Source organism: Nocardioides pocheonensis (genome assembly GCF_003725535.1).
Classification (GTDB): domain Bacteria; phylum Actinomycetota; class Actinomycetes; order Propionibacteriales; family Nocardioidaceae; genus Marmoricola; species Marmoricola pocheonensis.
Genome location: NZ_RJSF01000040.1, coordinates 333,955 through 360,023, shown reverse-complemented (window position 1 = coordinate 360,023; position 26,069 = coordinate 333,955). Strand labels below are relative to the sequence as shown.

21 protein-coding genes are annotated in these 26,069 nt (G+C 70.8%); 3 read left to right on the top strand and 18 right to left on the bottom strand.

All coding sequences use genetic code 11. From position 1 onward, the window contains the following. Position 1 precedes the first annotated feature (1 nt). Positions 2-2,065 (top strand): acyltransferase family protein, encoded by a 2,064-nt coding sequence (locus EFL26_RS12600; protein ID WP_123223211.1) that lies wholly within the window; start codon positions 2-4, stop codon positions 2,063-2,065. Positions 2,066-2,069: 4 nt separating this feature from the next. Here the strand turns inward: EFL26_RS12600 and EFL26_RS12595 are convergent, their stop codons facing one another. Genes EFL26_RS12595 through EFL26_RS12570 form a run of 6 tightly spaced genes read right to left on the bottom strand, consistent with a single transcriptional unit; the run spans position 2,070 to position 8,637 of the window. Further along, the gene (locus EFL26_RS12595) at positions 2,070-2,885 is read right to left on the bottom strand and encodes an FkbM family methyltransferase (protein WP_123223210.1); all 816 of its coding nucleotides are present in this window, start codon (positions 2,883-2,885) and stop codon (positions 2,070-2,072) included. Next, the gene (locus EFL26_RS12590) at positions 2,882-4,081 is read right to left on the bottom strand and encodes an acyltransferase family protein (RefSeq protein ID WP_123223209.1); all 1,200 of its coding nucleotides are present in this window, start codon (positions 4,079-4,081) and stop codon (positions 2,882-2,884) included. Before EFL26_RS12590 ends, EFL26_RS12595 begins: the two co-directional genes overlap by 4 nt. Beyond that, positions 4,074-5,228, bottom strand: a complete 1,155-nt coding sequence (locus EFL26_RS12585; protein ID WP_123223208.1) for a glycosyltransferase family 2 protein — start codon at positions 5,226-5,228, stop codon at positions 4,074-4,076. Before EFL26_RS12585 ends, EFL26_RS12590 begins: the two co-directional genes overlap by 8 nt. A gap of 2 nt (positions 5,229-5,230) precedes the next feature. Beyond that, a complete protein-coding gene (locus EFL26_RS12580) occupies positions 5,231-5,533 on the bottom strand; it encodes a hypothetical protein (RefSeq protein WP_123223207.1) in 303 nt (100 codons plus the stop codon). Between the two features lies 1 nt (position 5,534). Next, complete coding sequence (locus EFL26_RS24530) at positions 5,535-7,544, bottom strand: glycosyltransferase (RefSeq protein WP_221176940.1); 2,010 nt, start codon at positions 7,542-7,544, stop codon at positions 5,535-5,537. Then, positions 7,537-8,637 (bottom strand): NAD-dependent epimerase/dehydratase family protein, encoded by a 1,101-nt coding sequence (locus EFL26_RS12570; RefSeq protein ID WP_123223206.1) that lies wholly within the window; start codon positions 8,635-8,637, stop codon positions 7,537-7,539. The genes EFL26_RS24530 and EFL26_RS12570 overlap by 8 nt, the downstream gene beginning before the upstream one ends. Positions 8,638-8,860: 223 nt before the next feature. Between EFL26_RS12570 and EFL26_RS12565 the strand changes: the two genes are divergently transcribed. Continuing rightward, positions 8,861-11,962 (top strand): hypothetical protein, encoded by a 3,102-nt coding sequence (locus EFL26_RS12565; protein ID WP_123223205.1) that lies wholly within the window; start codon positions 8,861-8,863, stop codon positions 11,960-11,962. Here EFL26_RS12565 and EFL26_RS12560 read toward each other — a convergent pair. The 9 genes from EFL26_RS12560 to EFL26_RS12520 are packed head-to-tail and all read right to left on the bottom strand — an operon-like array spanning position 11,924 to position 19,250. Next, a complete protein-coding gene (locus EFL26_RS12560) occupies positions 11,924-12,688 on the bottom strand; it encodes a sugar phosphate nucleotidyltransferase (protein ID WP_123223204.1) in 765 nt (254 codons plus the stop codon). The genes EFL26_RS12565 and EFL26_RS12560 overlap by 39 nt on opposite strands. A gap of 7 nt (positions 12,689-12,695) precedes the next feature. Continuing rightward, positions 12,696-13,676, bottom strand: coding sequence for a GHMP family kinase ATP-binding protein (locus tag EFL26_RS12555; RefSeq protein WP_123223203.1), 981 nt, complete (start codon positions 13,674-13,676; stop codon positions 12,696-12,698). Then, on the bottom strand, positions 13,676-14,476 hold the full coding sequence (locus EFL26_RS12550) for a class I SAM-dependent methyltransferase (protein WP_123223202.1): 801 nt from the start codon (positions 14,474-14,476) through the stop codon (positions 13,676-13,678). The genes EFL26_RS12555 and EFL26_RS12550 overlap by 1 nt, the downstream gene beginning before the upstream one ends. Beyond that, complete coding sequence (locus tag EFL26_RS12545) at positions 14,473-15,165, bottom strand: transaldolase (protein ID WP_123223201.1); 693 nt, start codon at positions 15,163-15,165, stop codon at positions 14,473-14,475. The genes EFL26_RS12550 and EFL26_RS12545 overlap by 4 nt, the downstream gene beginning before the upstream one ends. Positions 15,166-15,169: 4 nt before the next feature. Continuing rightward, entirely contained in the window at positions 15,170-15,757 is a 588-nt protein-coding gene (locus EFL26_RS12540; RefSeq protein WP_123223200.1) for a D-glycero-alpha-D-manno-heptose-1,7-bisphosphate 7-phosphatase, read from the bottom strand. After that, entirely contained in the window at positions 15,757-16,743 is a 987-nt protein-coding gene (locus EFL26_RS12535; RefSeq protein WP_221176939.1) for an NAD-dependent epimerase/dehydratase family protein, read from the bottom strand. Before EFL26_RS12535 ends, EFL26_RS12540 begins: the two co-directional genes overlap by 1 nt. Next, positions 16,740-17,336, bottom strand: coding sequence for an SIS domain-containing protein (locus EFL26_RS12530; RefSeq protein WP_123223199.1), 597 nt, complete (start codon positions 17,334-17,336; stop codon positions 16,740-16,742). The genes EFL26_RS12535 and EFL26_RS12530 overlap by 4 nt, the downstream gene beginning before the upstream one ends. Further along, complete coding sequence (locus tag EFL26_RS12525) at positions 17,333-17,968, bottom strand: class I SAM-dependent methyltransferase (RefSeq protein WP_123223198.1); 636 nt, start codon at positions 17,966-17,968, stop codon at positions 17,333-17,335. Before EFL26_RS12525 ends, EFL26_RS12530 begins: the two co-directional genes overlap by 4 nt. Further along, entirely contained in the window at positions 17,961-19,250 is a 1,290-nt protein-coding gene (locus EFL26_RS12520) for a glycosyltransferase family 2 protein (protein ID WP_221176938.1), read from the bottom strand. Before EFL26_RS12520 ends, EFL26_RS12525 begins: the two co-directional genes overlap by 8 nt. Before the next feature lie 134 nt (positions 19,251-19,384). On the opposite strand from EFL26_RS12520, the gene EFL26_RS12515 reads away from it, so the two are divergent. Then, positions 19,385-21,352: a hypothetical protein gene (locus EFL26_RS12515; protein ID WP_123223197.1), complete on the top strand. Its 1,968-nt coding sequence runs from the start codon at positions 19,385-19,387 to the stop codon at positions 21,350-21,352. A gap of 36 nt (positions 21,353-21,388) precedes the next feature. On the opposite strand, the gene EFL26_RS12510 is transcribed toward EFL26_RS12515, so the two are convergent. The 3 genes from EFL26_RS12510 to EFL26_RS12500 form a co-directional block, all read right to left on the bottom strand. Continuing rightward, the gene (locus tag EFL26_RS12510) at positions 21,389-22,204 is read right to left on the bottom strand and encodes a class I SAM-dependent methyltransferase (RefSeq protein ID WP_123223196.1); all 816 of its coding nucleotides are present in this window, start codon (positions 22,202-22,204) and stop codon (positions 21,389-21,391) included. 49 nt (positions 22,205-22,253) lie between these two features. Beyond that, positions 22,254-23,414: a winged helix DNA-binding domain-containing protein gene (locus tag EFL26_RS12505; RefSeq protein ID WP_123223195.1), complete on the bottom strand. Its 1,161-nt coding sequence runs from the start codon at positions 23,412-23,414 to the stop codon at positions 22,254-22,256. A gap of 74 nt (positions 23,415-23,488) precedes the next feature. Beyond that, the gene (locus EFL26_RS12500; RefSeq protein WP_123223194.1) at positions 23,489-26,005 is read right to left on the bottom strand and encodes a PAS domain-containing sensor histidine kinase; all 2,517 of its coding nucleotides are present in this window, start codon (positions 26,003-26,005) and stop codon (positions 23,489-23,491) included. Between the last annotated feature and the right edge of the window lie 64 nt (positions 26,006-26,069).

The following is a 26,069-nucleotide window of genomic DNA, read 5'->3' as shown; positions in this document are numbered from 1 at the left end:
AATGACCCTGACGACGCCCGGCGTACGCCGACGGCTGCCTCCGCCGGCCGAGCAGCGGTCGGACGGGCTCCGGTTCGACATCCAGGCACTCAGGGCCGTGGCGGTCGGGGCCGTGCTGGTCTTCCACTTCTGGCCCCATCTCCTCCGCGGCGGGTTCGTCGGCGTGGACGTGTTCTTCGTGATCTCGGGATTCCTGATCACCTCGCACATGCTCAAGCACCCTCCGGCCCGGGCAGGTGACTTCGCGGCGTTCTGGGCGAGGCGGGTGCTGCGGCTGATCCCCGCGGTCGGGGTCGTGCTGCTCCCCACCCTCCTGCTGGTCGTCCTGTACGTACCCACCGCCCAGTGGCACGAGCTCGCCCGCGAGGCGGCGACCTCGATGCTCTACGTGCAGAACTGGCAGCTGATCACGCAGGCCACCGACTACCTCGACGCCCACCACGCGCCGTCACCGTTCCAGCACTTCTGGTCCCTGTCGGTGGAGGAGCAGTACTACATCGCCTGGCCGTTCGTCGTCGCCGGGCTGACCTGGGCCGTCCGCCGGCTCGGGCGGAAGCGCCTCGTGGCGGCCGGGTTCCTCCTCGTGCTCGCGGTGTCCTTCGGCCTGTCCGTGACGCAGACCAGCTCGTCGCCGGCCCATGCCTACTTCTCGACCTGGACCCGCATGTGGGAGCTGGCGATCGGGAGCCTCCTCGCTGCGGTGTACCCCGGGCTCAGCCAGTCGCTCACGGCGCGGTTCCGGCAGATCCTCTGGTGGTGCGGTGCCCTCGGGATCGCCCTCTCCTGCGTCGTGATCACGTCCTCGACCCCCTTCCCGGGATACGCCGCCGCCCTGCCGACGGTGTCCACGGCCCTGGTGATCCTCGCCGGCGACCCCCGCGGGCTCGGCGCGGTACGACGGTTCACCCACGCGGCGCCCGTGCAGCTCGTGGGCGACATCTCCTACGCGCTCTACCTATGGCACTGGCCGCTGATCGTGATCGCGCCGTACGCGCTCGGACGGGACCTGGGGTTCCTGGACACGCTGGTCGTCCTGGCCTGCGCCCTCACCGCCGCGTGGGCCAGCACCCGGTTCGTCGAGGCACCGGTCCGCTCGTCCTCGTTCCTCCGTGGCCGGTCCCGGAGGGCACTGCTCGCCGGCCTGGCGATCAGCACCACCGTCGTGCTGGCCGCCACGGCGCTGTCGCTGTACGTGAGCGGCCAGGTCCGGGCGGACGCGGCGAGGGTCCGCACCGCCCTGACGTCGGATCGGCCCTGCTTCGGAGCGGGTGCGATGGACCCGAAGCACCACTGCCCCGACCCTCACGGGGACCAGCTCTTCACCTCCCCCGCGTTCGCCAAGGCCGACTTCACCGAAGGCATCGACAAGTGCCTGAACTGGCCGCCGTACAAGTACCCGGCGATCTCCTGCGCCCGCGGGGACACGACCCGTCCCTCCGGGAAGATCGCCCTCTTCGGGAACTCCCACGCGGGTCAGTGGACCGAGGCGATCAGCCGCATCGCGGAGGCACACCAGTGGCGCCTGGACACCTACATCGTCGGCGCGTGCTTCTCCTCGATCAAGCCGCAGAGCGCTGACTGCACCAAGATCACGAGCGAGGTGATCGACAGGATCCGCAACGGCGGCTACCGCCTGGTCGTGTTCGCCACGTTCGACGGGCACAACTCCGGCCCGGACCTCTACCGCAGCACCATCGACGCGTTCACCGCCGCCGGGGCGCACGTCCTCGTCATCCGCGACACCCCCGCGCCCTGGGACGAGAACAACCCGCCCGCCGACTGCGTGAGCCGGCACCTGCACCGCGTGGCGGCGTGCGACGGCAAGGCGTCGGTCTGGATCCGGCCCGACCCGCTGCACCTGGCGGCGAGCACGCTCGCGCGCACCGACCGGCGCGTGACGACCGTGGACCTGAACCGCTTCCTGTGCGTGGACGGCCGGTGCCCGTCGGTCATCGGCGGCGTGATCGTGTTCTCCGACTTCAACCACCTGTCGAAGACCTTCTCGACGACGCTCGCGCCCTACCTGGAGCCCGCGGTCATCAAGGGGATGCGGAAGGGGTCCTGAGCCTTCAGGACTTCCGGGTCAGGACCAGGTTGACCTGACCCGCGGGCCCGGCCGAGTCGCAGATCGACACGATCTCGCGGGGCGTCTTCGTGGCGAGGTCGCGCTCGACCTGCACCCGCACCTCCAGGCCGGCTGCCTGGTGGCTGCGGAGCACCTCGACCGGGTCCAGACCACGCTCGCGCAGGGCGGACGGCCAGAACTCCGCGACGATCACGACCTGCGGCGTCCGCGCGATCATCCCGGCCATCCCCGCGATCACCTCGGCCTCGAACCCCTGGACGTCGATCTTGACCAGGTCGAACCGGGCATGCGGGAGGACGTCGTCGAGCGGAGCGGCGGGCGAGAGCATCGAGCCGGAGCTCCCGGCGGACGTCCTGGTGTCCCCCAGGTTGTGCTCGGCGGTGGTGAGGGCCAAGATGCGCTCCCCGTCGGAGAGTGCGAGGGCGTGGGGGGTGATGTCCGCGCGGGAGTTCCAGGCGTTGAGGGCGAGCACTCTGCTGGTCAGCGGATGCGGCTCGAAGGCGTGGATCTCGGCCCCCGGGCACCGCGCGCCGACCAGCAGGGAGAAGTAGCCGACGTTCGCTCCGACGTCGAGGAACCGCAGGCCCGGACGGAAGAACTGCCCGAGGAGCTCGGCCTCCTCGGGCTCCCAGGTTCCGTGCTTCTCCAGGTAGGGCCGCATGACGTCGTCGGACTTCGGCATCCAGAGCACACCCGCGTCGGTGGGGATGGACACCAGCTCCTCGCCCAGGTAGGGCGTCGGGGGCTCGTGCTTGAGGCCGGAGGTGAATCGGACGGGGATGCGTGGCAGGGCCTTCATGCGAGGGCTCGCTCCTTCGTGGGTTGCGGCTGCGGCTGTCGGAGCCGCTGGGTGATCCGTCTCCCCCACTCCATGCCGGGTCGCTCGACGGTCGCGTAGCTGACGCTCGCGAAGACGAGCGTGAGCACGAGCACGAGGGGAAGACGCCAGGCGTACCCACCCGTGGCGGGCAGGTGGCGCAGCGGACCGCGCTCGTAGACGGCGAGGATCAGGGGGAAGTGCCACAGGTAGATGCTGTAGCTGCGCTCCCCGAGCCATGTCGAGACCGAGCGCAGCGGTGACGGGGAGAACTCCCCTGGATAGGCCGCCATGATGAGGGCCGGCACCATGAGGAGCATCACGACGAAGTCGTAGCCGACGAAGAACAGGCCGTTGCGGAAGTTCGAGCCCCGCTCGACCCAGTGCAGCAGCAGGGCGCTCGGGATCGCCATGAGGATGAACAGCGAGGTGCTCATCCGCGGGAACCAGCGGTAGACCCGCGCGCAGTGCCCACGCACGACCAGCCAGCGGGCACCGATGCCCAGGGCGAAGATCGCCAGGGCGCCGATGAACTGGCGGGCGATGAACAGGCTCTCCACCCCGGTGTCCACGGCGGCACCGTGGAAGTAGAACTCCCGCAGGCCGTCACCGGCGAACGCCACCAGGCCGCGCCAGGCCAGACCGGTGAGGGCGATCAACGCCAGGCTCAGCCACGGCGCGCGCTTCACCGCGAGGGCCAGCAGCGGCAGGAACGCGTAGAGCATCATCTCGATCGTCAGGGTCCAGAGCGCCCCGTTGACGTTGAGCGAGCTCGCGGTGCTCGGGAAGAGCGCGTGCGTGAAGGTGAACGACGCGGCCACCTGCTTGGCACCCGTCTGGCTGAACACCAGGTGCGGCCCCGCGAAGAAGAGGAAGAGGATCGCGACGTTGACGTAGTACGCCGGGGCGATCCGGAAGATGCGCCTGATCCAGTACACCCGCAGGTCGGCGGGTCGCTCGTTCCAGAAGGTCTCGGCCAGGAGGAAGCCACTGAGCATGAAGAAGAGGTTCACGCCCCAGTTGCCGAAGCCCTCCATCAGGAACGAGCCCGGGAACCGCGGTTCGCGGGACAGGGTCCACATGTGGTGGGAAACAACCGTGAGGGCAGCGATGCCGCGCAGCGCCTCGATGCCGGGCAGCCACGCCTTCTGGGTGCCCGGGTGACGGTGCTCAGACACGGGCGGGGTAGTTGCCGTGACGCTCGGCCCGGTCCGGGAACGCGTCGGAGAGCGCGCTGGCGAGGCGGCCCCGGTCGAAGATGTTCACGGCGACGGCATCCTGGCCACCGAAGTACTCCTTGAGACCCTCCGCGACCCGGAACGGGTCGACGTCCTTGAGGTGGGTGAACCCGCGGTACCGGAGGAGGACGGTCTCGTCCAGGCCCTCGGCCCCGACGACGCAGCGGACGACGTCGTCACCGACGGTGCTCGGCGGTCGCCAGCCCACGTCGATGGAGTACCCGAACTGCTCACCGGCTCGCCGGATGATCGCGTCGATGCCGTAGAGGTGGGCCTCGTCGAGGATCCCGGAGGACGCGAAGGCGCGCACCTGGGAGCGGAACATCGGGTAGCGCAGGTCGATGATCCGCTCGTTCTCCGGAACCGACGTGTGCTCGTGGCTGACCAGCCCGGCCTCGAGGTTGGAGCCCCGGCCGGAGTGGTAGACGAACGTGCCGGGCGCGAGCGCGATCCGGTAGCCCGCAGCCAGGCTCCGCAGGCTCCAGTCGGTCTCCTCGCAGTACCCGCGCCCGAAGACGGGGTCCATGACACCGACGTCGCGGACGACCGCGGTGGGGATCAGCACGCAGAAGGAGATGCCGGCGGGGATGTCCATGACCGCGTCCCCGTAGTGGCCCTGGAGCGAGTCGCTGACGAAGTCCACGACGTCCTGGTCGGCGAGCAGGGTGTCGGGGTCGTCGTTGGGCAGGGAGTAGAGCGAGACGTTGTTGGACCATGCCGTCACGGACCCCACGCCGTCCGCGCGCGCAGCCCGGACGAGCTGGTTGACCACGTTGCGCGGGTAGAGGACGTCACTGTTGGAGATGATCACGTGGTCGTAGCCCTGCTCGACCGCGGCCAGCATCCCCAGCGACACGTTGCGAGGGATGCCCAGGTTGCGAGGAGTGCGGTAGTAGCCGATCCCGCGCTTGGCGCACATCGCGGCGAGCCGACCGCTGAACCCGGGCGCCGGGCTGGCGTCGTCGAGCACGAGGACGTCGACGCCGGCCTCGGTCTCGTCGATGCGCTTCGCAGAGTCCAGGGTGCGCTCGATGAACGCCTCACCGTTGTAGGCGGTGATCGCGAGGAGGACGCGCGGCTTCGCCATCGTCACCCGCCCAGCCGGGCCCGGGCGCTGCGAGCGATGCGCGACGCGACCTCAGCGGACCGGAAGGCACGGGAGCCCTTGATCGCCTTGAGCTCGGTGGTCAGCTGACGATTGCGCAGCTGAGCCTTCTGCAGGGCCGTCGTCGTCTTGACGAGCTCCTTGTTCATCGCGGTCAGGCGCCTGGTCAGGTCGATGACGCGCGCGTTCGCCACCTCGAAGTCCAGGAGGCTCTGGCTCAGCGAGAGCTGGTCGAGGTCGACGGTGTTGGTCACCTCGGCCGGCTCGGAGGCTTCGGACTTGGGCATGTCACTCCTTGGTGCGCGCAGTTCGGTCGGCCGCCTTGCGGGGGGCCTGCTTGTCGGACTTGGCGGGCTTCGCCGGCAGAACTCGGGGCGGCTCGGCGATCAGCCGACGGTACGCCGCCACCAGGCCCTCCGCCGTCGCCTCCCAGGTGTACCGGGTGCCTGCCTTGAGGGTGGCCTCGACCTGGTCGCGGCTCCTCTGCGGGTCGCCCAGCAGCTCCTCGCAGACCGCCGCGAGCGCCGCAGGGTCCCAGGACTCCGCAGCGTAGGGCACGTCGGGGAGCACCTCGGCGAGGGGGCCGAACCGGGCGAAGACGGTGGGCGTGCCGAAGCGGGCCGCCTCGAACGGAACCAGGCCGAAGCCCTCCGCGGCCGTCGGGTAGAGGCAGATCTCCGCGTGCCGGAGCAGCCAGTTGCGCTCCTCCGAGGTGACGTCGGGGATCGTGATGACCTCCTCGGCACCGAACGACTCGACGGCCTCGATCACCCTGCTCGAGCCCTCCGGCACGGCCACGCCGGCGAGCACGAGACCCAGGTCGGGCCGCTGCTCACGCAGGATCCGCAGCGTGCGGATCGCCAGGTCGCGGTTCTTGTGCGAGTAGTTCGCTCCGAGGACGACCAGGAAGGGACGGGCGGCCCAGCCGCGTTCGTGCAGCTCGGCGGGGAACTCGTCCTCCTCGAGACCGGTCAGGTGGTCGGTGCCGTTCTCGATGACGAACAGCCGCTCCTCGACGACCGGGAGCCGCTCCTGGTGCAGGCTCTCGGCGACGTCGTGCGAGATCACGACGACACCGTCGGACATCGACACACCGGCCAGGATGTTGTCGCGGTAGGCCAGCCACTCGGCGGGCACGTAGTAGGCGCCGATGTCGTAGGCGATCAGGTCCTGGATGGTCAGCACGATCCGGTCGGCCACCCCGCGCCAGTTGCGCCACGGCAGCCGGCTGGGCTGGAACGGCCGGTGCAGGACGTCGGCCTTCGGCGAGCCGGGCGGGAACCTCAGCGCCTCGACACGCAGCACCTCGACCTTCGGCCGGACCAGCACCTTCTCGGCGTACCGGGGAATGGGGCCGGCGAGCGCCACGCCCACCCAGCGCACGTCGTCGCGCTGGGCGAGAGCGTCGATCAACGCCAGGGTCTGCACCTGGGTGCCGTTCTCGACCGGCCCGAGGCACGAGGCGTCGATCATCACCCGGAGCCCCTGCGCCTTGGCCCGCGCCGTGGCGAGGGCGAGACCGAGGGGGGAGTTCGGGTCCTGCGCCTGCTCGAGGTGGAGCCGGGGGAAGAAGCCGTGGAGCTCACGAAGCCGCCGCCGCACCGGCTGCAGCGTGAGCGGCGCGGGGCCCCAGTGCTCGTCCTCCCACGGGCGGTTCACGTACGTCGCAGGGTCCAGCATCGAGCGCATCCCGCGCCTCGCGGCGCGCAGCAGCATCTCGACGACGGCGACCTCGGGGTCGCCGGCGAACTCCTCGTCCGGCCCACCGGTGACGACCACGCAGTCGCGCGAGATCAAGGTGGCCGGGCCGGCGACGGCGTGGATCGGCACCGGCCGCAGGTCGGGGTCCGTCGTGCGCAGCCGTCGCGTGAGGCTGGTCTCGTCGTGACCCTCCACCGCGAACTTGTTGGGCCGGTTGCGGTTCGGGAAGCTCAGGTGCCCGGCCGAGTTGCACAGGAACGACACCGAGGCGACGCGCAGGTCCGCCGACATGATCGCGCGGGACGTGCCGAACCCGTCGAGCGGAGCGATCGTCGGCGCGGTGACGACCAGGATCGGCCGGTCAGCCCCGGCAGCAACGTCGCGGAGCGACTCCCGGAACGTCCGCGGGTGGACGACCCGGACGGCCGCATGGGCGGGCAGCTCGTCGTCCGGACGGCTGCTGTCGGTCGCGACCACCACCTCGGAGACGTCCGGGAGCGCCAGCAGCCGGGTGATGGTGGGCAGCCACCTGGTCAGCCGCCCCCGGGCCCAGACGAGCGCGATGACGGAGTCGACCACTCCGGTCTCGTCAGCCAAGGAACCCACCCCGCTCGAGCCACTCCGACAGCGTGGAGCTGCCGGCGGCGAACGTCCACTGCGGCTCCCACTTGAGCTCGTCGCGTGTCCGGGTGATGTCGGCGACCGCGTACCGGACGTCACCGTCGCGGAACTTGCCCGAGACGACCGGGTCGGGAGCGCCGTACATGCCGGCGATGGTGCGCGCCGCGTCGAGGATCGTCGTGACGACGCCGGTGCCCACGTCGAGGACGCGCAGGTCCTCGGCGCTCGGCGGCCGGGCGATGCAGGCGGCCAGGGCGCTCACGACGTCGTCGATGTAGACGAAGTCGCGCCCGATGTCGCCGTCCTCGTAGACGTCGAGGGTCTGTCCACGCGACGCCAGCCGGTGGAAGAGGGTCACGATGCCGGTGTACGGGTTGTGCGGGGACTGGCCCGGGCCGTAGACGTTCTGCAGCCGGAGCACCGAGAGCGGGATCGAGAAGGCGCTCGCCCAGTTGCGCAGGATCAGCTCCTGGGCGAGCTTCGTGGAGCCGTAGACGCTCGACGGCGACGGCTGCGTGTGGGCGGCGTCCATCGGGATCGGCGTGGCGGGCACGCCCGACGCGTCGCGGTGGTCCCACTCGGCGCGCTCCAGCTGCGTGTGCGACCGGGGCGGCGGGTTGAACACCTGGCCGTCGGGGGTGCGCCAGGATCCTTCCCCGTAGACGGCTCGGCTGGACGTGACGACCACGTGCTCGGGCATCGCCTCGTGCCGGACGAAGGCGTCGAGCATCCTCGAGGTGCCCACGACGTTGGTCATGGTGTGCCGGGTGGACTCGGTCAGCGACTGGGCCGTGCCCGTCTCAGCGGCGAGGACCACGACGATCCGCGGCTCGACCTCCTCGAGCAGGCGGTCCCACGTGTCGGCGCTCGCGACGTCGGCCTGCACGAGCTCGATCGCCTCGGGAAGGGCCTCGGGGCGGGCGCGTCCCGGGTGGACCTGCTCGATCAGGTCGTCGACAGCGATCGTGCGGAGCCCCTGCTGGAGCAGCTCCCCGCTCAACGCGGTGCCGATGAAGCCCGCGCCTCCGGTCACGAGCACGACAGGTTCGCGTGCAGAAGTGTTCGCCATCCCCATCCAAACTAGTCAGCCCGCTCCGGAGCGGCCGCGCGCAGCGCACGACCGGCAGGCACCTCGTGGGTCGATTTCTCCGCAGCACTCTACCTGTGCGGAGGCGGTGGTCGATCCGCGCCCGGCGTCGCGCGCGTCGCCCGCGCCCGGCCCGCGCGGCGTTGTAGGGTCGCCGCGGTTGCACCCGACCCGTGACCGACCAGGAGACCGACGGGAGCGCGGCATGAGCACCCCCGACCCTGACGTGAAGGGTCACGAGCCGGTCAAGGGTCGCCCAGGTGCCGCGGTTCGCGTGCTGGTCGTCCTGCTGGTCTGCGTGGCTGGGGTCGTCGGCTGGCGTGCCGTGGCCGAAGGCCTGGCGCCCCCGGTCGAGATCGTCGGCTATCCCTCCTTCGCCGGCTTCGACTTCCACCGCCAGTTCCTCGTCTACCGCCTGGTCGTCTGGGTCCTCCCGCTCTGCCTCGTCCTGGTCGTCGCGCTGCTCCGCCGCCGCTTCAGCTCGCCGTCGGACACTTCGGGCGACCACCTCGACCCCTGGCCCACGGGCCCCGTCGGGTCTGCGGCCCCCGTGGGCGCTCGGGAGGGGCGTGTGACCACAGCTGCGCAGGTCGTCCTGAGCAGCGCACTCGTCGCTCTCGCAGTGAGCACCGTCTCCGCCTCACCGGGCGGCCACGTCGACCTGGGGGGCTCCCTCGCCGCCGTCGCGTACGCCGGCTCGGTGGTCGCCCTGGGCGCGCTCGTGGCTCGCCGTGCGGCCCAGGACCTGCCCGCGGCCGTGGCCACGGTGAACGGGCTCGTGTCAGGACTCCTCGCTCCGGTCGCGGTCTGGCTGTTCGCGCACGGGAGCGCGGTCGAGGTCGACCGGGCCGGTCGCGACCACTGGCGCTGGCTCCCCTGGTGGTGCCCACTCGTCGTGGTCGGCCTGCTCTGCCTCCACCTCGCCCGGACACACCGGCGGGGCGGTTCGCTCGCACGGCTCGGGAGCCGGGCGGCGACAACGCTGGTCGTGCCCGCCGTCCTGTTCCTGCTGGTCGCGAGGATGCCCGGCCAGGTCGTGCGCATCGAGGGCTTCGACGACATGCAGGGCGTGACCGGGGCCGACCTCCTGGGCCACGGCTTCTTCCCGTGGCGCGACTTCATCTTCATCCACGGCGTCTTCGAGGACGCGCTGAGGAGTGTCGTCGGGTTCCACCTCTTCGAGCACAGCCTCTGGGGCTCGCAGGCTGCGTCCGGCGTCGTCTGGATCCCGCTCGGCTGGATCGGTCTCTACGCCCTCGGCGCGTGGTCCGCACGCGGACGGGCGTTCGCGGCGGTGCCCGCCCTTGTGCTGGCGGTCACGGCCGCACAGCACCTCGCGTTCCCGGACCGGTGGCTCGGCGCGGCGTACGTGTTCGTGATCCTCGGACAGGCGATCCGCACGCGCTCCCCCGCCTGGACGGTGGCACTGACCTTTGGCCTGTTCGTCGAGGCGGTCCTCGTCCCCGAGGCGGTGTACCAGGTGGTCGCCTGCGCCGTGGCTCTCCTGGCCGCCGACGTCGTCCAGCGGACGCCTGGCGACTCAGTCGTCTCCGGGCTGCGCCGGACGGTGACGTTCGGCGTGACGGGCGCGGCCTTGTCGGCGGTGTGGCTGCTCTACCTGGCGACCCAGCACGCGGCGTCCGACTTCGTCGGCTACTACCGGCTCTTCGGCCCCGGGCACGCGGAGTCGGGCACCCTGCCCGTCGGCCCGTACGTCTCGACCGCGTGGTACCTGACCTTCTGCGCCACGACGGCGCTCGTCGTGGTCACCTTCGCCGTCCTCGGACGCGCCCTCCTCGAGCGCCGGCCCACCGACGAGATCACCTGGCTGCTGCTGGCGACCGCACTGTTCGCCGGCCTGTACGGCGAGAAGGCGGTCGGACGCTTCGACGACCCGCACGTGCAGCAGTCGGTCACCGCCGCACTCCCCCTCGTGTTCGTCTGGCTCGCCGTGGGCTTCGGCCGCCTCGAGAGCCGGTGGCGCTCCGGCACGCTGGCCGGGCCCAGGCTCACGAGCAGTCTGCCGCTCCCCACGCTCGCCACCGCCTTCCTCCTGGTGGCCGTCCCCGTGACCGCCTCCGCGGCCTGGGACGCCCCCGGCAGAGCGGTCGCGACCGCATCGGGCCTGCGCACGCCCGGCATCGGCTACCACGCCGCCCAGGCGATGGCGCCGGACACCCTCTCGGACCTCGGGGCCGTCGTACGGAGCCTGGGCGGGGACGGTCCGGTCTTCGACTTCAGCAACAGCCCCGGCATCGTCCATTTCCTGCTCCACACGGCCCCGGCGACGCGGTACTTCCACGTGAGCATGGCGATCGCCCCGGACGCGCAGCGCGACCTGGTCCGCCGGCTCGAGGTGGCCCGTCCCCGCGTCGTGGTCTTCGACAGCGACCTCTTCGGGCTGGCGACCTGGGACGGCGTCAGCAACCAGGTGCGCCACTACCTCGTCTCGGACTTCGTGCTCTCCGGCTGGACGCCGGTGGTCCGGAGCCACGGCATGCTCTTCCTGCTGCGCAACGACCTGGTGCGCTCCCGCCCCGCCCTGCCGGCCCTCGCCGAGCCCCCGGAGACGACCGACCTGGACCGCTCGACCTGCGACTGGGGCCTCGCCGCGGCCTACCTGCCGTCCGCGGGTTCGGGCACGCCGGTCACGCTGGGCGTCGGTCGGCCCAGCTCCGTACGCCGGCTCGTGGTCTCCGGCTGGGCGTACGACCCCACGACCGACGCCGGTGTCCGGACGATCGTCGTCCGCGTCGGCGGGACCACGGTCGCGACCCTGGCCGCGCACGAGCCCCGACCGCGGCTCGCGGCCACGATCGGGATCGCCGGCGCTGCGCAGGCCGGCTTCGACGCGGACGTGGTGATCCCGGCGGCCGGAGACGTCCAGGTCGTCGCGATCGGCGCCAGCGGCTCGACCCCGCTCGCCGTGGCCGACGGCGAGGACGACGCTCCCGCGACCCGTCGGCCGGGGTCGGCGCCCCTGGGCCGGCTGGACTCGCTGCAGACGTCGACGGGCACGCTGTCGCCGGTCGAGGTCCCTGCGGGGCTGCGGCTCTCCGACTACCACCTCGCCACGCTGTCCTCGGGTGGGCACGCGATGGGAGCCAGCACGCTCACCCTGGTGGACGGCGGGCCCGCCGGCTCAGCCGGTCACGTGATCAGGGCCCGCACCCTTCCGGATCTCCGGGCACTCCGGGTGCGCGTCGGGAGCTGTCTCGCGTGGCGCGGGGTCGAGGCCGATCGGCTCAACCTGCTCCAGGAGGGTGGCTCACCGGTCGACCGGATCGTGCTCTCGGGGGTCTCCTGACGGGTTCCGGGGCTCGGCGTCCTGGGCGCGCAGCAGGTCGGAGAGCTCGCTGTGGCCCGACGGCGACCCGATCTCGTAGAACCGCTCGGTCACCGGGTAGCCGGCCAGCCGGCCGCCGGCCGCGAGGGCCGTGCAGATCGGCGCGAGGTCGGCGACCTCGTCGGGTCCGACGTGGGCCTCGATCACCGCTCGGGTGTAGACCGACAGGCCGTAGTCGATCCAGCGCATGTCCGCGGGCACCGGGTCGAGCCCCTTCTCGTAGCGCAGCACCCGTCCGTCGCGGTAGACGACGTTGCTGCCGTCCCACCGGCCCTCGTTCTCGAAGACGGTCATCAGTGCTGGGAGCCCGGACGCCTCGCTCGCGCGGAACACGTCACCGGGGTCGACCTGCAGCCACGAGTCGCCGTAGAGGACGAGGAAGCTGTCGTCCAGCACGCCCTCGTCGGCGGCGAGGCGCAGCGCTCCCGCGGTGCCCCTGAGCTGGTCGCCCTCGTCGACGTACCGGACCGAGAGGCCCCACGCGCCACCGTCACCCACGAAGTCACGGATCTGCTCGCCGAGGTAGCCGATGCAGTAGACGACCGAGTCGATGCCCGAGCGAACCAGCCACCTGAGCTGCCAGTCCGCGAACGGCCGGCCCGCCACCGGGAGCAGGGTCTTCGGGACGGACTCCGCGACCGGCCACATCCTGGTGCCGAGGCCCCCGGCGAGGATGACGCACTGCATGGCTCTCCTACTCCCGGACGAGCACGGTGCTGCCGCCCTGGTCCACCCCGAAGCGGAGCTCCGCCATGCCCTCCTCGCGCATCGCCGCCCGGAGCCTCCGGGTGTCCGCGGCGTAGAACATGAGGAAGCCACCGGCACCCGCGCCGACCAGCTTGCCGCCGAGGGCGCCGTGGTCGCGACCGACGCGGTAGAGGTGGTCGATCCGGTCGTTCGACATCGACGTCGAGCGCTTCTTCTTGTTCAGCCAGTGCTCGTGCATGAGGTCCGCGAAGACGTCGGTCCGGTCAGCCTCCAGGGCGGCGAGCTGACGCAGGCCGAGGTCCTTGACGAAGTGCAGGTTGTCGATCATCTCGGCGTCCCCGTCCTTCGACTTGCGGTCCTGCTCGGCGAGCACCTCGTCGGCAGCGCGCGAGTAGCCGGTGAAGAACATCAGGAGGTGCTGCTCGAGGTCGGCGACCGTGTCGGCCGAGAGCCGAGCCGGCTCGACCCCGACGGTCCCGTCGGGGTTGAAGTCGAACCGCGTGATCCCGCCGAAGGAGGCGACGTACTGGTCCTGCTTGCCGACCCGACGGCCGAGCCGGTCGATCTCGATCTCGCACGCCTCGCTCGCCAGGTCGGCCGCGCTGACGTGGTTGCGCTGGACGGCGTGGACGGCCTTGAGGAGACCGACCGTGAACGACCCCGACGAGCCCAGGCCGGTGCCGGCCGGGATGTCCGCGGTGCTGACGATCTCCACCGACGGTCCGATGTCGTGGATCGACAGGACCTCGCGCACGATGGGGTGCTCGATCTGCGCCACCTTGTCCACGCGCTCGAGCTGGGAGTACTTGAGGAAGTAGTCGTCGGTGAACGTGCGGTTGACCGAGATGTAGATGTGCTTGTTGATCGCGGCCGACACGACCATGCCGCCGTGCTCCTGGTAGTACGACGGCAGGTCGGTGCCACCACCACCCAGGGTGATCCTCAGCGGGGTCCTCGTGATCAGCATCAGCGGACCAGGGGGACGTGGGCGACCGCGGCGAGCTGCCAGCCGAACCGGCTGTCGTCGCGGTTGTGGGGGAACGTACGCCGGAAGAACGCGGTGACCGCCTTCTCCAGCCCCGAGCTCTCGTCGGCCGGGCCGCGACGAGCCATGTCCTCGACCAGCTTCTCGCCGCGTGCGACCACCGCCAGCTTGTAGAGGTTGAAGAACGGGAAGCCGGTCCGCAGCACGCGGTCGACGTCGAGACCGGCGTCGGTGAGCACCTCGTGGAGCGCTGCGGCGGTGAAGTGACGGAAGTGGCCGATGTGCCGGTCGAACGCGGACCGCGGACCGCCCGGGACCGTGACGACCACCTTCGCTCCTGGCGCGAGCAGCGAGAGGGCGTTGCGCATGAGGGTGGTCGGGTCCTCGACGTGCTCGAGCACCTCCGAGCACACCGCATGGGTGGCTGGGAGCTGGTCAGCGGCCAGCGTCACCGGCTCGAGCAGGTTGCGCTCGAAGAACCTGGCCCCCACCCCGGCTCGCTCGGCCGACTGCTGCGCTCGACGGACGCCCTCACCGCTGTACTCCACGCCGAACACGGTGACGTCGGGATTCTCCGCCTGGTAGTCCACGGCGAACTGGCCCTGGCCACTGCCGATGTCCAGCAGGACGGATCCCTTCGGGAGGGGTCCCAGCAGCTTGAGGATCATCGCGTGGCGGTAGTCGTTGGCGGGGTTGCCCTTGGCAGCCTCGCCGTACCTGTCCCAGTGGTCGTCCCAGTCGTCCTGGTCGGTGCCGTCGGGATTGAGGCGCGCCTCGCTCACAGGACGAATCCCGCCGCACGCGCGTCGTCGTGGAACATCTGCACGGTCTCGAGCGAGAACTGGTCGAGGTCCTTGCCGAGCCCGTCGAGCTTCGCCAGCAGGTCGTGGGTGACCGTGATGATGTGCACGCCGGTCTCCTGCGCCTGGACCACGTTGAGGACCTCTCGCGGGCTGGCCCAGAGCAGCTCGAGCCCCGGATCGTGGGCGAGCGCCTCGAGCGACTCCTTCATGATCGGAATCGGGTCCCGACCGGTGTCGGCGATCCTGCCGGCGAACACCGACACGATGTGACCCGGTCCGCCGGACGACGCGGCGGCGACCTCCTCGACCTGGGCGACGGTCATCAGCGCCGTGACGTTCAGGTGCACCCCGTCAGCCGAGAGCTCGCGGATCACGGGCGCCGACGAGGTGCCCTTGGTGTCGGTCACCGGGATCTTGACGTAGACGTTCGGACCCCACCCGGCGATCAGCCGGGCCTGCCGGACCATCTCGTCCGGCTCGTCGGCGAAGACCTCGAACGAGATCGGGTGCTCGGTGATCGTGTCGAGGACCTTGTGGGCGAACGCCTCGTAGTCCGTGATGCCGGCCTTGCGCATCAAGGTCGGATTCGTCGTGAAGCCCGAGATCCGAGGGTCGTCAACAAGAGCGATCAGGCTCTCGAGGTCCGCGCCGTCGGCGAAAATCTTCACTGTCTCAGCTCCTGTTCAGGTGCGCCTGCTGCTCTGGCTCGTCAGCGAGGTCGTCGGTCCCCGTGACCCGGAGGATGTGGTGCACTGCTTGCTCCAGACTGCCAAAGGTCGCGTCTGCCGGCGATGTGAGCGGCTCACCATGTCCCCAGTCGATGTGCACCGAGGAGATCCCGGCGCGGCGGGCCGCCTCGATGTCCCTCCAGCGGTCCCCGACCAGCACACTACGCCGCAGGTCGATCCCCATCCGCTCCGCCGCGTCCAGAATCATGCCCGGGCGCGGCTTCCGGCACGTGCAGTCGTCGGCGTCGTCGTGCGCGCACACCACGATCTCGTCGACCGGCAGCCAGTCGCGGAGCAGGACGTGCATCGCGTCGAGGTCCTCTCGGGCGAGCGAGCCGCGGGCGACGTCGGGCTGGTTCGTGACGACGACGAGCGCCAGCCCGGCGCCGTGGAGCGAGGCGCACGCCGCTGCCGCACCCTCGATCAGGCGGAGGTCCGAGGCCCGGCGCGCCGGCAGGGGCACACCGTCGGTCACGGTCGACTCGACCAGTACTCCGTCCCGGTCGAGGAACACCGCGGGCCGACCGGCCATCAGCCGAACCGCCCCGCCCGCTCGTCGTCGGCCATCGACGTCATCGAGTCACGCAGCGCCTCGACTCCCGACCGCCGGTTCACCCACCCGAGACCGCGGATCTTGTCGGTGTTGATCCGCACGATCGGCACGTCGCCCTTCCAGCCTCGAGCACCTCCGGTGTACTCGAAGACCGTCTCCCCGGCCGCGATCCCGACCACCTGCGTCGCCAGCTCGGCGATCTCGGTGACCGTCACGTAGTCGCCCGTCGCCACGTTGAACGCGTCGAACGGGGTTTCGGCCAGCGAGCCGGCCAGGAGCACCGCGTCGACGATGTCCTCGACGTGGATGTAGGACTTGCTCTGCCGGCCGTCGCCGAGGATCCGCAGTCGCGTGGGGTCGGCGATGAGACGCCGCACGAAGTCGTAGCCGACGCCATGGGTCTGGTGGGAGCCGACCACGTTGCCGAAGCGGAACGCACGGACCGTCAGGTCGAACATCGCGGCGTACGACGCGAGCAGCGCCTCACCGGCGAGCTTGCTCGCACCGTAGGTCGACGTGGGCACCATCGGCCCGTGGTCCTCACGCGCCTCGATCTCGCCGAGATCGCCGTACACGCCGCTCCCCGAGGCGTAGAGGACCCGGCCGACCCCGGCCTTCCGCACCGCCTCGGCGACGTGGTGGGTCAGCCGGGTGCCCTGGTCGAAGTCGATCGCCGGATTCGTCACCGCCGCGGCGATGTCCGGGTTCGAGGCGAGGTGGATGACGGTGTCGTGTCCGTCGACAGCCCGGGTGAGCGCGTCGAGGTTGCCGACGTCGTCCCGCACGACGCCGAGCCGGGGGTCGTCCTTCACCTCGGCGAGGTGCCACTCGCGGCCGGACGAGAAGTTGTCGAAAACGGTGACGCGACGGGTCGACTCGTCCCCGAGCAGCCGCGCGACGAAGTGGCTGCCGATGAAACCGGCTCCCCCGACGACGCAGACGCGCTCGATCGGCGCAGCCGTCACGTGAGCGACTCCCAGCGGGTAGCCGCTCGTGACAGCGCCGGGTGCGTGACGAGGAGGTGCCAGATCACCGCGGCGAGGCCCTCGGTGTGGGGCGTCACGTGGTTCGGGAACAGCGGCGGCACGACCACGGCGGCGTCGGCCAGCTGAGCAGTGGTGCCCCCGTCACGACCGACGATCCCGTAGATCGACGCACCCCGCTCCTTCGCGAGCTCGAGCGCCGCCACGATGTTCGTCGAGACCTTCGCCTCGGCGTTGCCGCCGCCGACGGAGAACACGAGGACCGCGTCCTTGGAGCCGATCCGCGAGCCCTTGAGCCACGCGGAGAACGTGGTGTCCCAACCCTCGTCGTTCGCGCGCGCCGTGAGCTCGGAGACGTTGTCCGTGGGCGTGTAGGACTCGAGGGCGCAGATCTTGCGGAAGTCGTTCACCGCGTGGCTGGCGTGCCCGGCGGACCCACCGACTCCCAGGATGAAGAGTCGGCCCTCCCGCTCCCGCACGTCGGCCAATCCGAGGGCGACCGCCTCGATCGTGTCCGTGTCGAGCGCGTCGATGACGGCGACGCTCTCCCTGAGGAAGTCCTTGCTGAAGCTCATGCTCTCCCCGCTTCGTCCTTGGTGGCGACCGCGAAGGTGTTCAACCCGAACTTGTGCCGAAAGCAACGGATCGCATGTGGCTGGAATCCGGCCCGAACCATGAGCGGCCACAGATCCCGGGGATCGTAGTACATCTTGTGGTCGTCCATCTCCTCGGCCGGGGAGAGCCCCAGGCGGAAGGCGGAGAACTCCAGAGCGCGCTTGCCCCGCCAGGACGGCACGTTGATCGCGCACACGCCACCGGGTCGCAGGACACGGTGCATCTGGGCGATGGTCCGGTCCGGCTCCCACAGGTGCTCGACCACCGACATGCACAGCACGACGTCGAGCGAGGAGTCGGCGATCTCGTCCATCGCGTCGGGAAGCAGACCCTCGATGACTCGCGTCCCCTCGTACTGACGCAGGTCGGGCGCGAGCGAGACGTCGATCAGCGTTGCCGAGCCGACCTCGGACATCACCCGGCGCATGAACGTCGCGTCGTACCCGCAGCCGACGTCGGCGACGTCCTTGCCCTTGACCGATCCCACGACCTTCTCGATCTGGCGCTTGGACAGCCAGACGCCGAACCGGTCGACCACGGTCACCTTGCCGGACTCACCGAACGCGCTGGTCCGGTTCGCGGAGTCACTCATCGCTGGCCGCCGGACCGTACCGGACCCCCGTGGCGTGGAGGAGCAGGGTGAACGAGAAGGTCGAGAAGCCGACGATCATGAGGAAGAGCCCGAGCACCCCGAGATGGTTGATCGTCGCCGACGCGGCCGGGAGCGTCCGGCCGTCGGTGAAGAACCGGACGACGAGGGCCGCGAACAGGCCGAGCCCGAGGGTGAAGATCGCCATCGCCGTGAGCACGGCCCGCGTGTAGGAGAACAGGCGCCGCCATCGTTCGCGGTGGTTGCCGCCGTAGTCCAGGAAGACGTGCGCCAGGCAGCCCAGGTAGAAGCTGTGCAGCCCGATCGTGCCCAGGACCACGCCGACGAGCATCGTGAGGAGGCTGAAGGTGATGGACCCGACCGTGATGTCGCCGAACGACAGCGGCAGCACCATCAGGAGCCCGAGGACGAACGCGAGGATCCCCGGTTTGAAGAGGAAGAACTCCGCGCCGTTCACGAACATCGCGCGCAGGTTGATCCAGGCGGCCGCGAACGGGGAGAACCATCCCGAGCGCTTGTGGTGCGACAGCCGGCCCTCCCGGTCCTTGAGGAAGGTGACCGGGACCTCCCTGGTCACCAGCCCCATGCGGACGGACTTGAGCACCATCTCGGAGGCGTACTCCCAGGACTGCGACGTGATGCCCATCCGCACCAGTGCGTCGCGGGTGATGCCGCGCATGCCGCAGTGGATGTCGCTGAACTTGCTGCCGTAGACGCGGTTCAGGATCCAGGTCGTCACGGGGGTGCCGAAGTACTGGTGGAGCCAGGGCATCGCTCCTGGCTCGATCGAGCCCTTCCAGCGGGAGCCCATGGCGTACTCCGTGCCGGACCGCATGGTCTCGACGAAGGGCGCGAGCCGGCGGAAGTCGTAGGTGCAGTCGGCGTCCCCCATCACGACGTACTTTCCGCGCACGAACGGGATCGCGTCGATGTAGGCCCGGCCGAGCCCGCGACGCGGCGTGTGGAGCACGCGAGCGCCCCCTGACACCGCGATCGTGGGGGTGTCGTCCTCGGAGCTGTCGACGATGAGGATCTCCCCCGTCGTCCCAGCGTCCCGAAGCCCTTCGTGGCACCAGGAGACGAACTCGGCGATCGTGATCGCCTCGTTGACCGCGGGCACGAGGATGGTCACCTCGGGCTCCGGCACGTCGTCGGGTGGCACGAGGAGGAACACCTCCGGATCGCCCTCGGAGCGACGGACGGAGACGCCCTCGAGGGCCGCGGCCCCCGCAAGCTCCGCCGGCAGGTTCTGGACGGCCGTCACGAGGTGGCGGGGGTGGTTCGAGGAAGCATGTCGGCCACGCTACCAATCCAGGACCCGGCGGTCCGCCCCTGCTAGGGTCGCGACCTCCGGTAATCCGGGACTGGTGGAAAGCAGCTGGCCGCACGGGAGGCTCGATGACCCAGCCCGACCTGGCCGATCAGGCCGATCAGGCCGCGGTCGCGGAAGGCGAGCCGTCCGGCGAGGTGCCGCGCCGAGCATGGCGGTCGCTGTGGATCGCCGGCGGCGTCGCCGTGTGGATCGGCCTCTACCTCGCCCAGGTGCTGGGGTCACAGTTCTTCGCCGACGACTTCCTCTACCTGCAGCTCGCTCGCCAGGGGCACATCGACCTGGGCTGGTTCGCGGTCAACAACTACGGACACTTCGCGCCGGTGACCAGGCTCGCCTACCTCCTGCTGGAGAGGTACGGAGACCTGGACTACCGGCTCGCGGCCGTCGTCCCGGCCACGCTGGGGACGCTGGTGTTCCTGGCGCTCGCCTGGACCGGTCAGTCGCTCCTGGGACGTAGCCGGACGGTGCTGGTGCTCGCCGTCGTGGGAGCCACGTCGGTGCCACTGCTCCGGGTCGTGCTGTGGTGGGGCGCTTCGGTCCACGTCCTCGGCGCCGCCGCCTGCATGACGATCTGCATCGCCGGCTTCGTCGCCCACTGCCGCAGCGGAGGTCGGCTGGCCCTGCTCGTGTCGTTGGCCGGACTGACGACCGGCCTGCTGGTCCAGGAACGCCCGCTGATCACCGTGGGCTACCTCGTGCTGATCCGCTACCTGTTCGGCGTCGGCGACCTGCCCGAGGAACGGTGGTCGCGGGCATGGTTCCGGCGGGAGGCCGTGCTGTGGGCGCCGTTCGCCCTCGTCACCCTGGCCTACCTCGTCTACCGGTTGTTCGTCTTCGACTCCGCACCACAGCCGGGGTCGTTGCACCAGGCGGTCCTCTTCATGGCGAGCGGCACGCTGCGGAGCTACCTGCCGTCGCTCGTCGGGGTCCGCTCCGCGCCCGATGCCGGCTGGGTGGAGGTGCCGACGGTCCTGGGTGCCCTGCTGCTGCTGGCCGTGGGCGCGTTCATCGCAGCACGTCGGCACGGGGTCTGGAAGTGCGCCTTCTTCCTCGCCGCGACGTACGTCGTCAACCTTGGTCTGCTCGCGGCGGGCCGACTCGGCGTCGCGGACGCGATCTGGCAGTCGCGCGACCTGCAGTACTTCGTGGACGTCCACCTCGCCACGGTCCTCGCGATCCTGCTCGGACTGGGGGCGCTGCCGCCGCGCGAGACTCCCGCCGGCGACCGGCGCCGGCTGATGGACCAGGTGCTCGGTGTTGCGGTCGTCGCGGTCCTGCTGACGACCGCGGTCCAGTGGCACTCCGTGATCACGAACAACCAGGAGACTCCCGCCCACGGGTACATCGGTCGTGCGCGCAGCGAGCTGGCGCAGCGCACCGATGACTACGACCTGCTGCGGTTCATGGTCCCCCGAGACGTCGCCCCCGACTTCCTGGACCCCTACACGGACCAGCCAGGGATCTTCTCGCTCGTTCCCTCTGTCCGGCAGCACCTCTCTCCCACGTCCCCGACGAAGATCGTGGTCCTCGACTCCGGACACGTGCGGACCGCGCACCCGGTCGGCCTCGCCCAGGTCGCTGGCGGCTCGAAGGCGATCGCGCTCGGTGCCGGCAGTCGCGCCACGCTGCGCTCCGTGGGTGGCGCCTCGTGCGTCAACGGACGCCGGGCCTCGATCGTGACCGCCAAGCTGCCCCGGACGCTCACGTCCGACGCCCTGTTCCTGCTGGTCCGGTACTCGACCTCCACTCCCGTGCGCATGCGGGCCTCCGCGGTCAGCGCTGCCGGTACCTCGTTCAACAACGCCCTGACGACGCTGCCGGCAGGAACGCACGTCGCCGTGGTCGATCGCCTGGACGGGCACGAGGTCTCGACCGTCGCGCTCACGTTGTCGTCGCGCGCCCGCGACCTCTGCATCGACACCGTCTGGGTCGGCAACGTCGCCGCCGACGACGGTCACGGCTGCCGGGTCCTCGACCGGACGGCGAAGGAGACCGGCGTACCGGCGGACTGCTCCACGCCCTGGCTCCGCTGAGGAGGCCCCGAACACCCCGAGGGACGTTGCGTCGGGTCAGCCGGGCTTCACGGCGATGATCGAGAATCCCTCGATCGCCAGCTTCGACACCGGGACGTCCTGGAGCTGCGGCGGCACGTGGATCGCCGATCCGCTCAGGCGGACCATCCCGAGGTGGAAGCCGACAGCGCGGAGCGCGGCCTGGATGTCGTCCACGGTCAGCCGGTTGCACGACTGGTACAGGTCGAACATCCCCGAGGCCAGCGGACCGGATCCGAGCCGCTCGTCGAGGTGGGCCCGGATCTCCTCAGGCGACTTGGTCAGGTGGACGAAGGTCTCGTCGAAGAACGGCCACAGGTGCGAGCCGTGCTCGGAGAACCAGAGCGGCCAGACCTGGAGGAAGAAGACGCCACCGGGACGCAGCACGCGCAGCACCTCGGCGAGGAGTGGCCGCGGGTGCGTGACGTGCTCGAACACCGACCACGCGGTCGCGAGGTCGAAGGACTCGTCGGGGGCCGGGACCGTGTCGGGCTCCGACCGGACGAACCGGAGAGCCTCCTCCGGGCCGACCGGCTCGACCCCGTGCCGCTCGGCCTCGGTGTCGAGGAAGTCACGGTCGACGTCGACGATGTCGATGCCCATCACACTGCGCAGGTCACCGTTGCGCAGCAGCCCGAGGCTGATGATGCCGTCACCGCAGCCGACGTCGAGGAGGTCCTTGCCGGAGGTGCTCACGCCGCTGCCGTGGAGCGTGTCGAACGCGTCCTTCACTGCACCGTGGAAGTGCTCGTCCCACCAGTTCGGCTGCGTGGCGAACCACCGGGCGGCGGACTCGTTGTTGCCGGCGAAAGCGCGTTCGTTGGGCGACTGCATCCGGGCAGTCTGCCATCCACGCAGACCGCCACCGACGGGTGCTCGGGGCTCATCCGGCTGCTCGCGCAAGCGGCGACTGGTAGATCGACTTGACCACGTCGCCGCCGAGCCATTCCGTGAGCGATTCGGCCTCCGCGTCGAGGGCGCGCATCGCCGTGGCGTCCAGCGGCTCGGCGGGTACGACGACCACGGAACCGTCCTCGCGCTGGGTCCAGCCGCCCACGATCCGGCCGTCCCACCACGCGGTGGGGCCACCGTTGCCGTTCGCGTCGAAGAGCCGCTCCGCGTGGTCGCCGAGGTAGAAGGCACGCTCCTTCCACCCCATCGTGGTCGGGTCGAGGGCCGGGAGGAGGGCGGCCCACGGGTCGACGGGTTCCTCGTCGTCCAGGTCGTCGGGAAGGACCCAGCCGGTGCCTTGGGCGAGCCGGACCTCGACCGCCTCGACCTCGGCGAGCGCCCGCCGGACGGCGCTCTTCGTGGCACCGAGCCACCAGGTGAGGTCGGTCTCGGTACCGGGTCCGAACGTTCGCAGCCAGGACGTGACGAGGGCGGCGTAGCCCGCCGCCTCGGTGAGCGGCGGACCGACGTCGACCCAGTCGGTCGCGACCGTCCAGCGTGGTCGTGAGGTCTTCCAGCCGCCGTCGTTGTCTCCCCGCACGATCGACCCGGAGGCCGCCAGCGTGGTGAGCACGCGAGGAGCGATCGGGAACTCGCCGCCGTAGGTCTTGCCGGGCGAGACGACGATGCGCGCCTCGAGCGCCGGCAGGGCCGCCCGCAGCTCGGTCGTGGTCATCGGCCCCTGCTCGTGGAGAGCAGCCAGGACGGCCGCCGTCGTCTCCTCCACCCAGCGGGGCCCGTCACGCGTGATGCCGGCCTTCTCGACGTCGCCCGCGAGCCGCTTGCGCTGCTGCACGGCCACCCGCGCCGCCGCGCTCCCCCAGACCGCGGGGAGGAGCTCCCTCGGGAACGCGAAGACCGTACGTCGCATCGCGAGCTGCTTGACCACGCTGCGGTCCTCGTAGAGCGCCTGGTCGATCTCGGCGACGCTCGCCCGGCACCGCGCGAAGGCCGCCAGGTGGACCGACGCCGGCTCCGTGGCGTGCAGGCACGTCATCGCCCGAGTGGCCTCGACCACCGATCCGGCCGGGGCGGCGAGCCGGTGGCGCCGTGCGAGCCGGGTGCGTCGCTGGTCGTCCGGGATCAGCAGCATGCGCCCATCCAAGCGCACGGCTCCGACCTTCCGCTCTCGTCGTCGATCGCGGCGCGCGGTTCCCGGAGCCCGGGTCAGGCAGCGCCTGCGCACCCGTCGACGACGTCACCGGCGGGCAACCGGATCGTGACCGTGGTGCCGGCGCCGGGCGTGGAGACGACCGAGATCGTGCCGCCGTGCTCCTCGACGATCTGCTTGACGATCACCAGGCCGAGCCCGGTGCCCTGTATCGCCAGGCGGGTCGCCACCGAGGACCTGAAGAACCGGGTGAAGAGCCGGTCCTGCTCGTCCTCGGGGATGCCCACCCCTGTGTCGGAGACGGCGAACAGCACATCCTCGCCCTCCCGTCGGGCCGCCAGGGTCACTGTTCCGCCGGGCGGCGTGAACTTGACCGCGTTGGTGAGCAGGTTGAGGAGGGCCCGGTCGAGCTGCTCGGCGTCCACGACGACGGAGCCGGTGCCGGGACGGGAGTCGAGCACCAACGCCACCGACTTGGCGGAGGCGACCGGGGCCACCTGTCCGCGCACGCCGTCCACGAGGGCCGACACCGAGGTGGGCGCGCGATGCAGGCTCAGCGCGTTGGTCTCCATGTGGCTCAGCGTCAGGAGGTCGTCGATCAGGGAGAGCAGCCGCGCGCTGTTGCGCCCGATGACCTCCACGCCGGCTGCCTGTGCGTCGGTGAGGTCGCCGAGGTCGCCGTCGCTGAGCAGCTCGACCTCGCCGATGATGCTGGTGAGGGGGGTGCGCAGCTCGTGGGACACCGTCGCCACGAACTCGGTCCTGATCCGATCGAGCTTCTCGAGCTCGTTGACCTGGCGCTTGAGGCCGACCTCGAGCGCCTTGCGCTCGGTGACGTCACGCGCGGTCACGATGATGCCGTGCACGCTCGGGTTCGCGAGCAGATCGGTGCTGACGGCCTCCACGTCCGTGACCCGGCCGTCACCCCGACGCATCCGCCACTCCGCGCGAGCGCCCTTCCCCGGACGGTTCGACAACCGCGAGAAGAGCCGCGTCACCGCCGCGTGGTCCGACGGCTCCACGAGCGCGGTCAACGGGGTTCCCACCACGTCGTCCGGGCGGTGCCCGAGCACGCGCGCCACCGACGGCGTCACGTACCGGATCACCAGCTCGCCGTCGAGCACCATGATCACGTCCGATGAGTTCTGGACGAGCGCGCCCACCCGGGCCTCGCTGCGCTGCCGGCTCAGCCCGTCACTGAGCGCGGCGCTCTCCAGGGCGAGGGCGACCTGCGCCCCGAGGGTCCTCAGGCCGTCCATCACGTCCGTCGGGACCGGCGTCCGACTGGTCACGACCAGGCGGCCGTAGAGAGACGCCTGCGTGTGAAGCGGGATGACGACCGTGCCCGCAGACGGCACGGTGACGTCGTCCGCGGGCACGCGATCGGCGCTGATCTCGACGGTGATCTCGACGCCCGCCGGTCCCTGGAACAGGTCCCGTGCGCCGGCCACCGCGGCCCGCCGGATGTGCTCGCGGTCGGGTGCGGCTGCGAGCGCCATCGCCGCGCGCCGGAGCGCGGTCTCACGTCGTTCGGCGCGCTGGTGGCGTCCCACCGCCTCGCGCAGGCTGGCCACGAGCCCGAGCATGCGCACCAGGACCAGGGCGAACAGCACCGCGGAGGCCCCCGCCGCCACGGCTACGTCGAACCCGTCGATCGGCCAGAGCTGGTCCGCGACCAGCGTGGCAGGCGCGATCAACGTCGCGGCCGCCAGCAGCAGGATCCGTCTCCCGCTCAGGGAGGCGCCGGTCGCGGGCGCCCGCGCCGACAGCTGGGTCATGGAGGGGTGGAGCGCCGCCGCGCCCCACAGCACGTACGCGCCCATCCAGCCGAGGTCGAGCCAGCTGCCCATCGTGTAGCTGCCGTTCAGCTCGATGGCGCCGTAGACGACGTCGGTGACGACGAGCAGCAGGATGCTCGCCGTGAGCAGCTGGAACGACCGCGGACGGGAGCCGCTGCCCATGACCAGCCGCGCGGCGACCGCGAGGAGCAGCACGTCCATCGCCGGGTAGGCCATCGAGACCAGCCGCGACAGCACGCTGTCACCGAGGTGCCGGGTGTACGGCTCGATGAGGTAGATCCAGGACAGCAGGCCCAGGCCCACCGTGATGATCAGGGCGTCGAGGAGGCTCGCCGAATCCCTGCCCGGCGTACGGGTCCGGATCAGGAGGACGAGGCCGGCCGCCTGCAGCGGGTAGTACCCGATGTACAGCGCATCTGCCGCTGACGGGAACGACAGGTCGTAGGTGTAGTAGAAGAAGTCGCCCGAGACGAACAACAGCTGGGCGACGATGAACAGCACCCAGGGAACGACGGGGCGGGGTCGGTAGCGGACGACGCCGACAGCGATCGCCACCGTCGCCGAGAGCCCGGTCAACTCGAACAGCCAGTTGCTCCCGGCGACCGGGGACCGGAGATAGCAGACGAGCGCGAGCCCACCGCAGAGCAGGTAGACCAGGGACAGCCGGGCGCCGACGACGGACGCCGCCGCTCCCGCCCGGGTACGCCGGGACCACCGCCCTCCCGCGGTGTAGATGCCGAGACCTTCTGGAACGCCGACGTTCTCGCGCATCATCACTGGCCCCCACTGTCAGCTGTGCACTCTCCTGCTCCCGAGCGTGGCCGCCGGGACGGTCCAG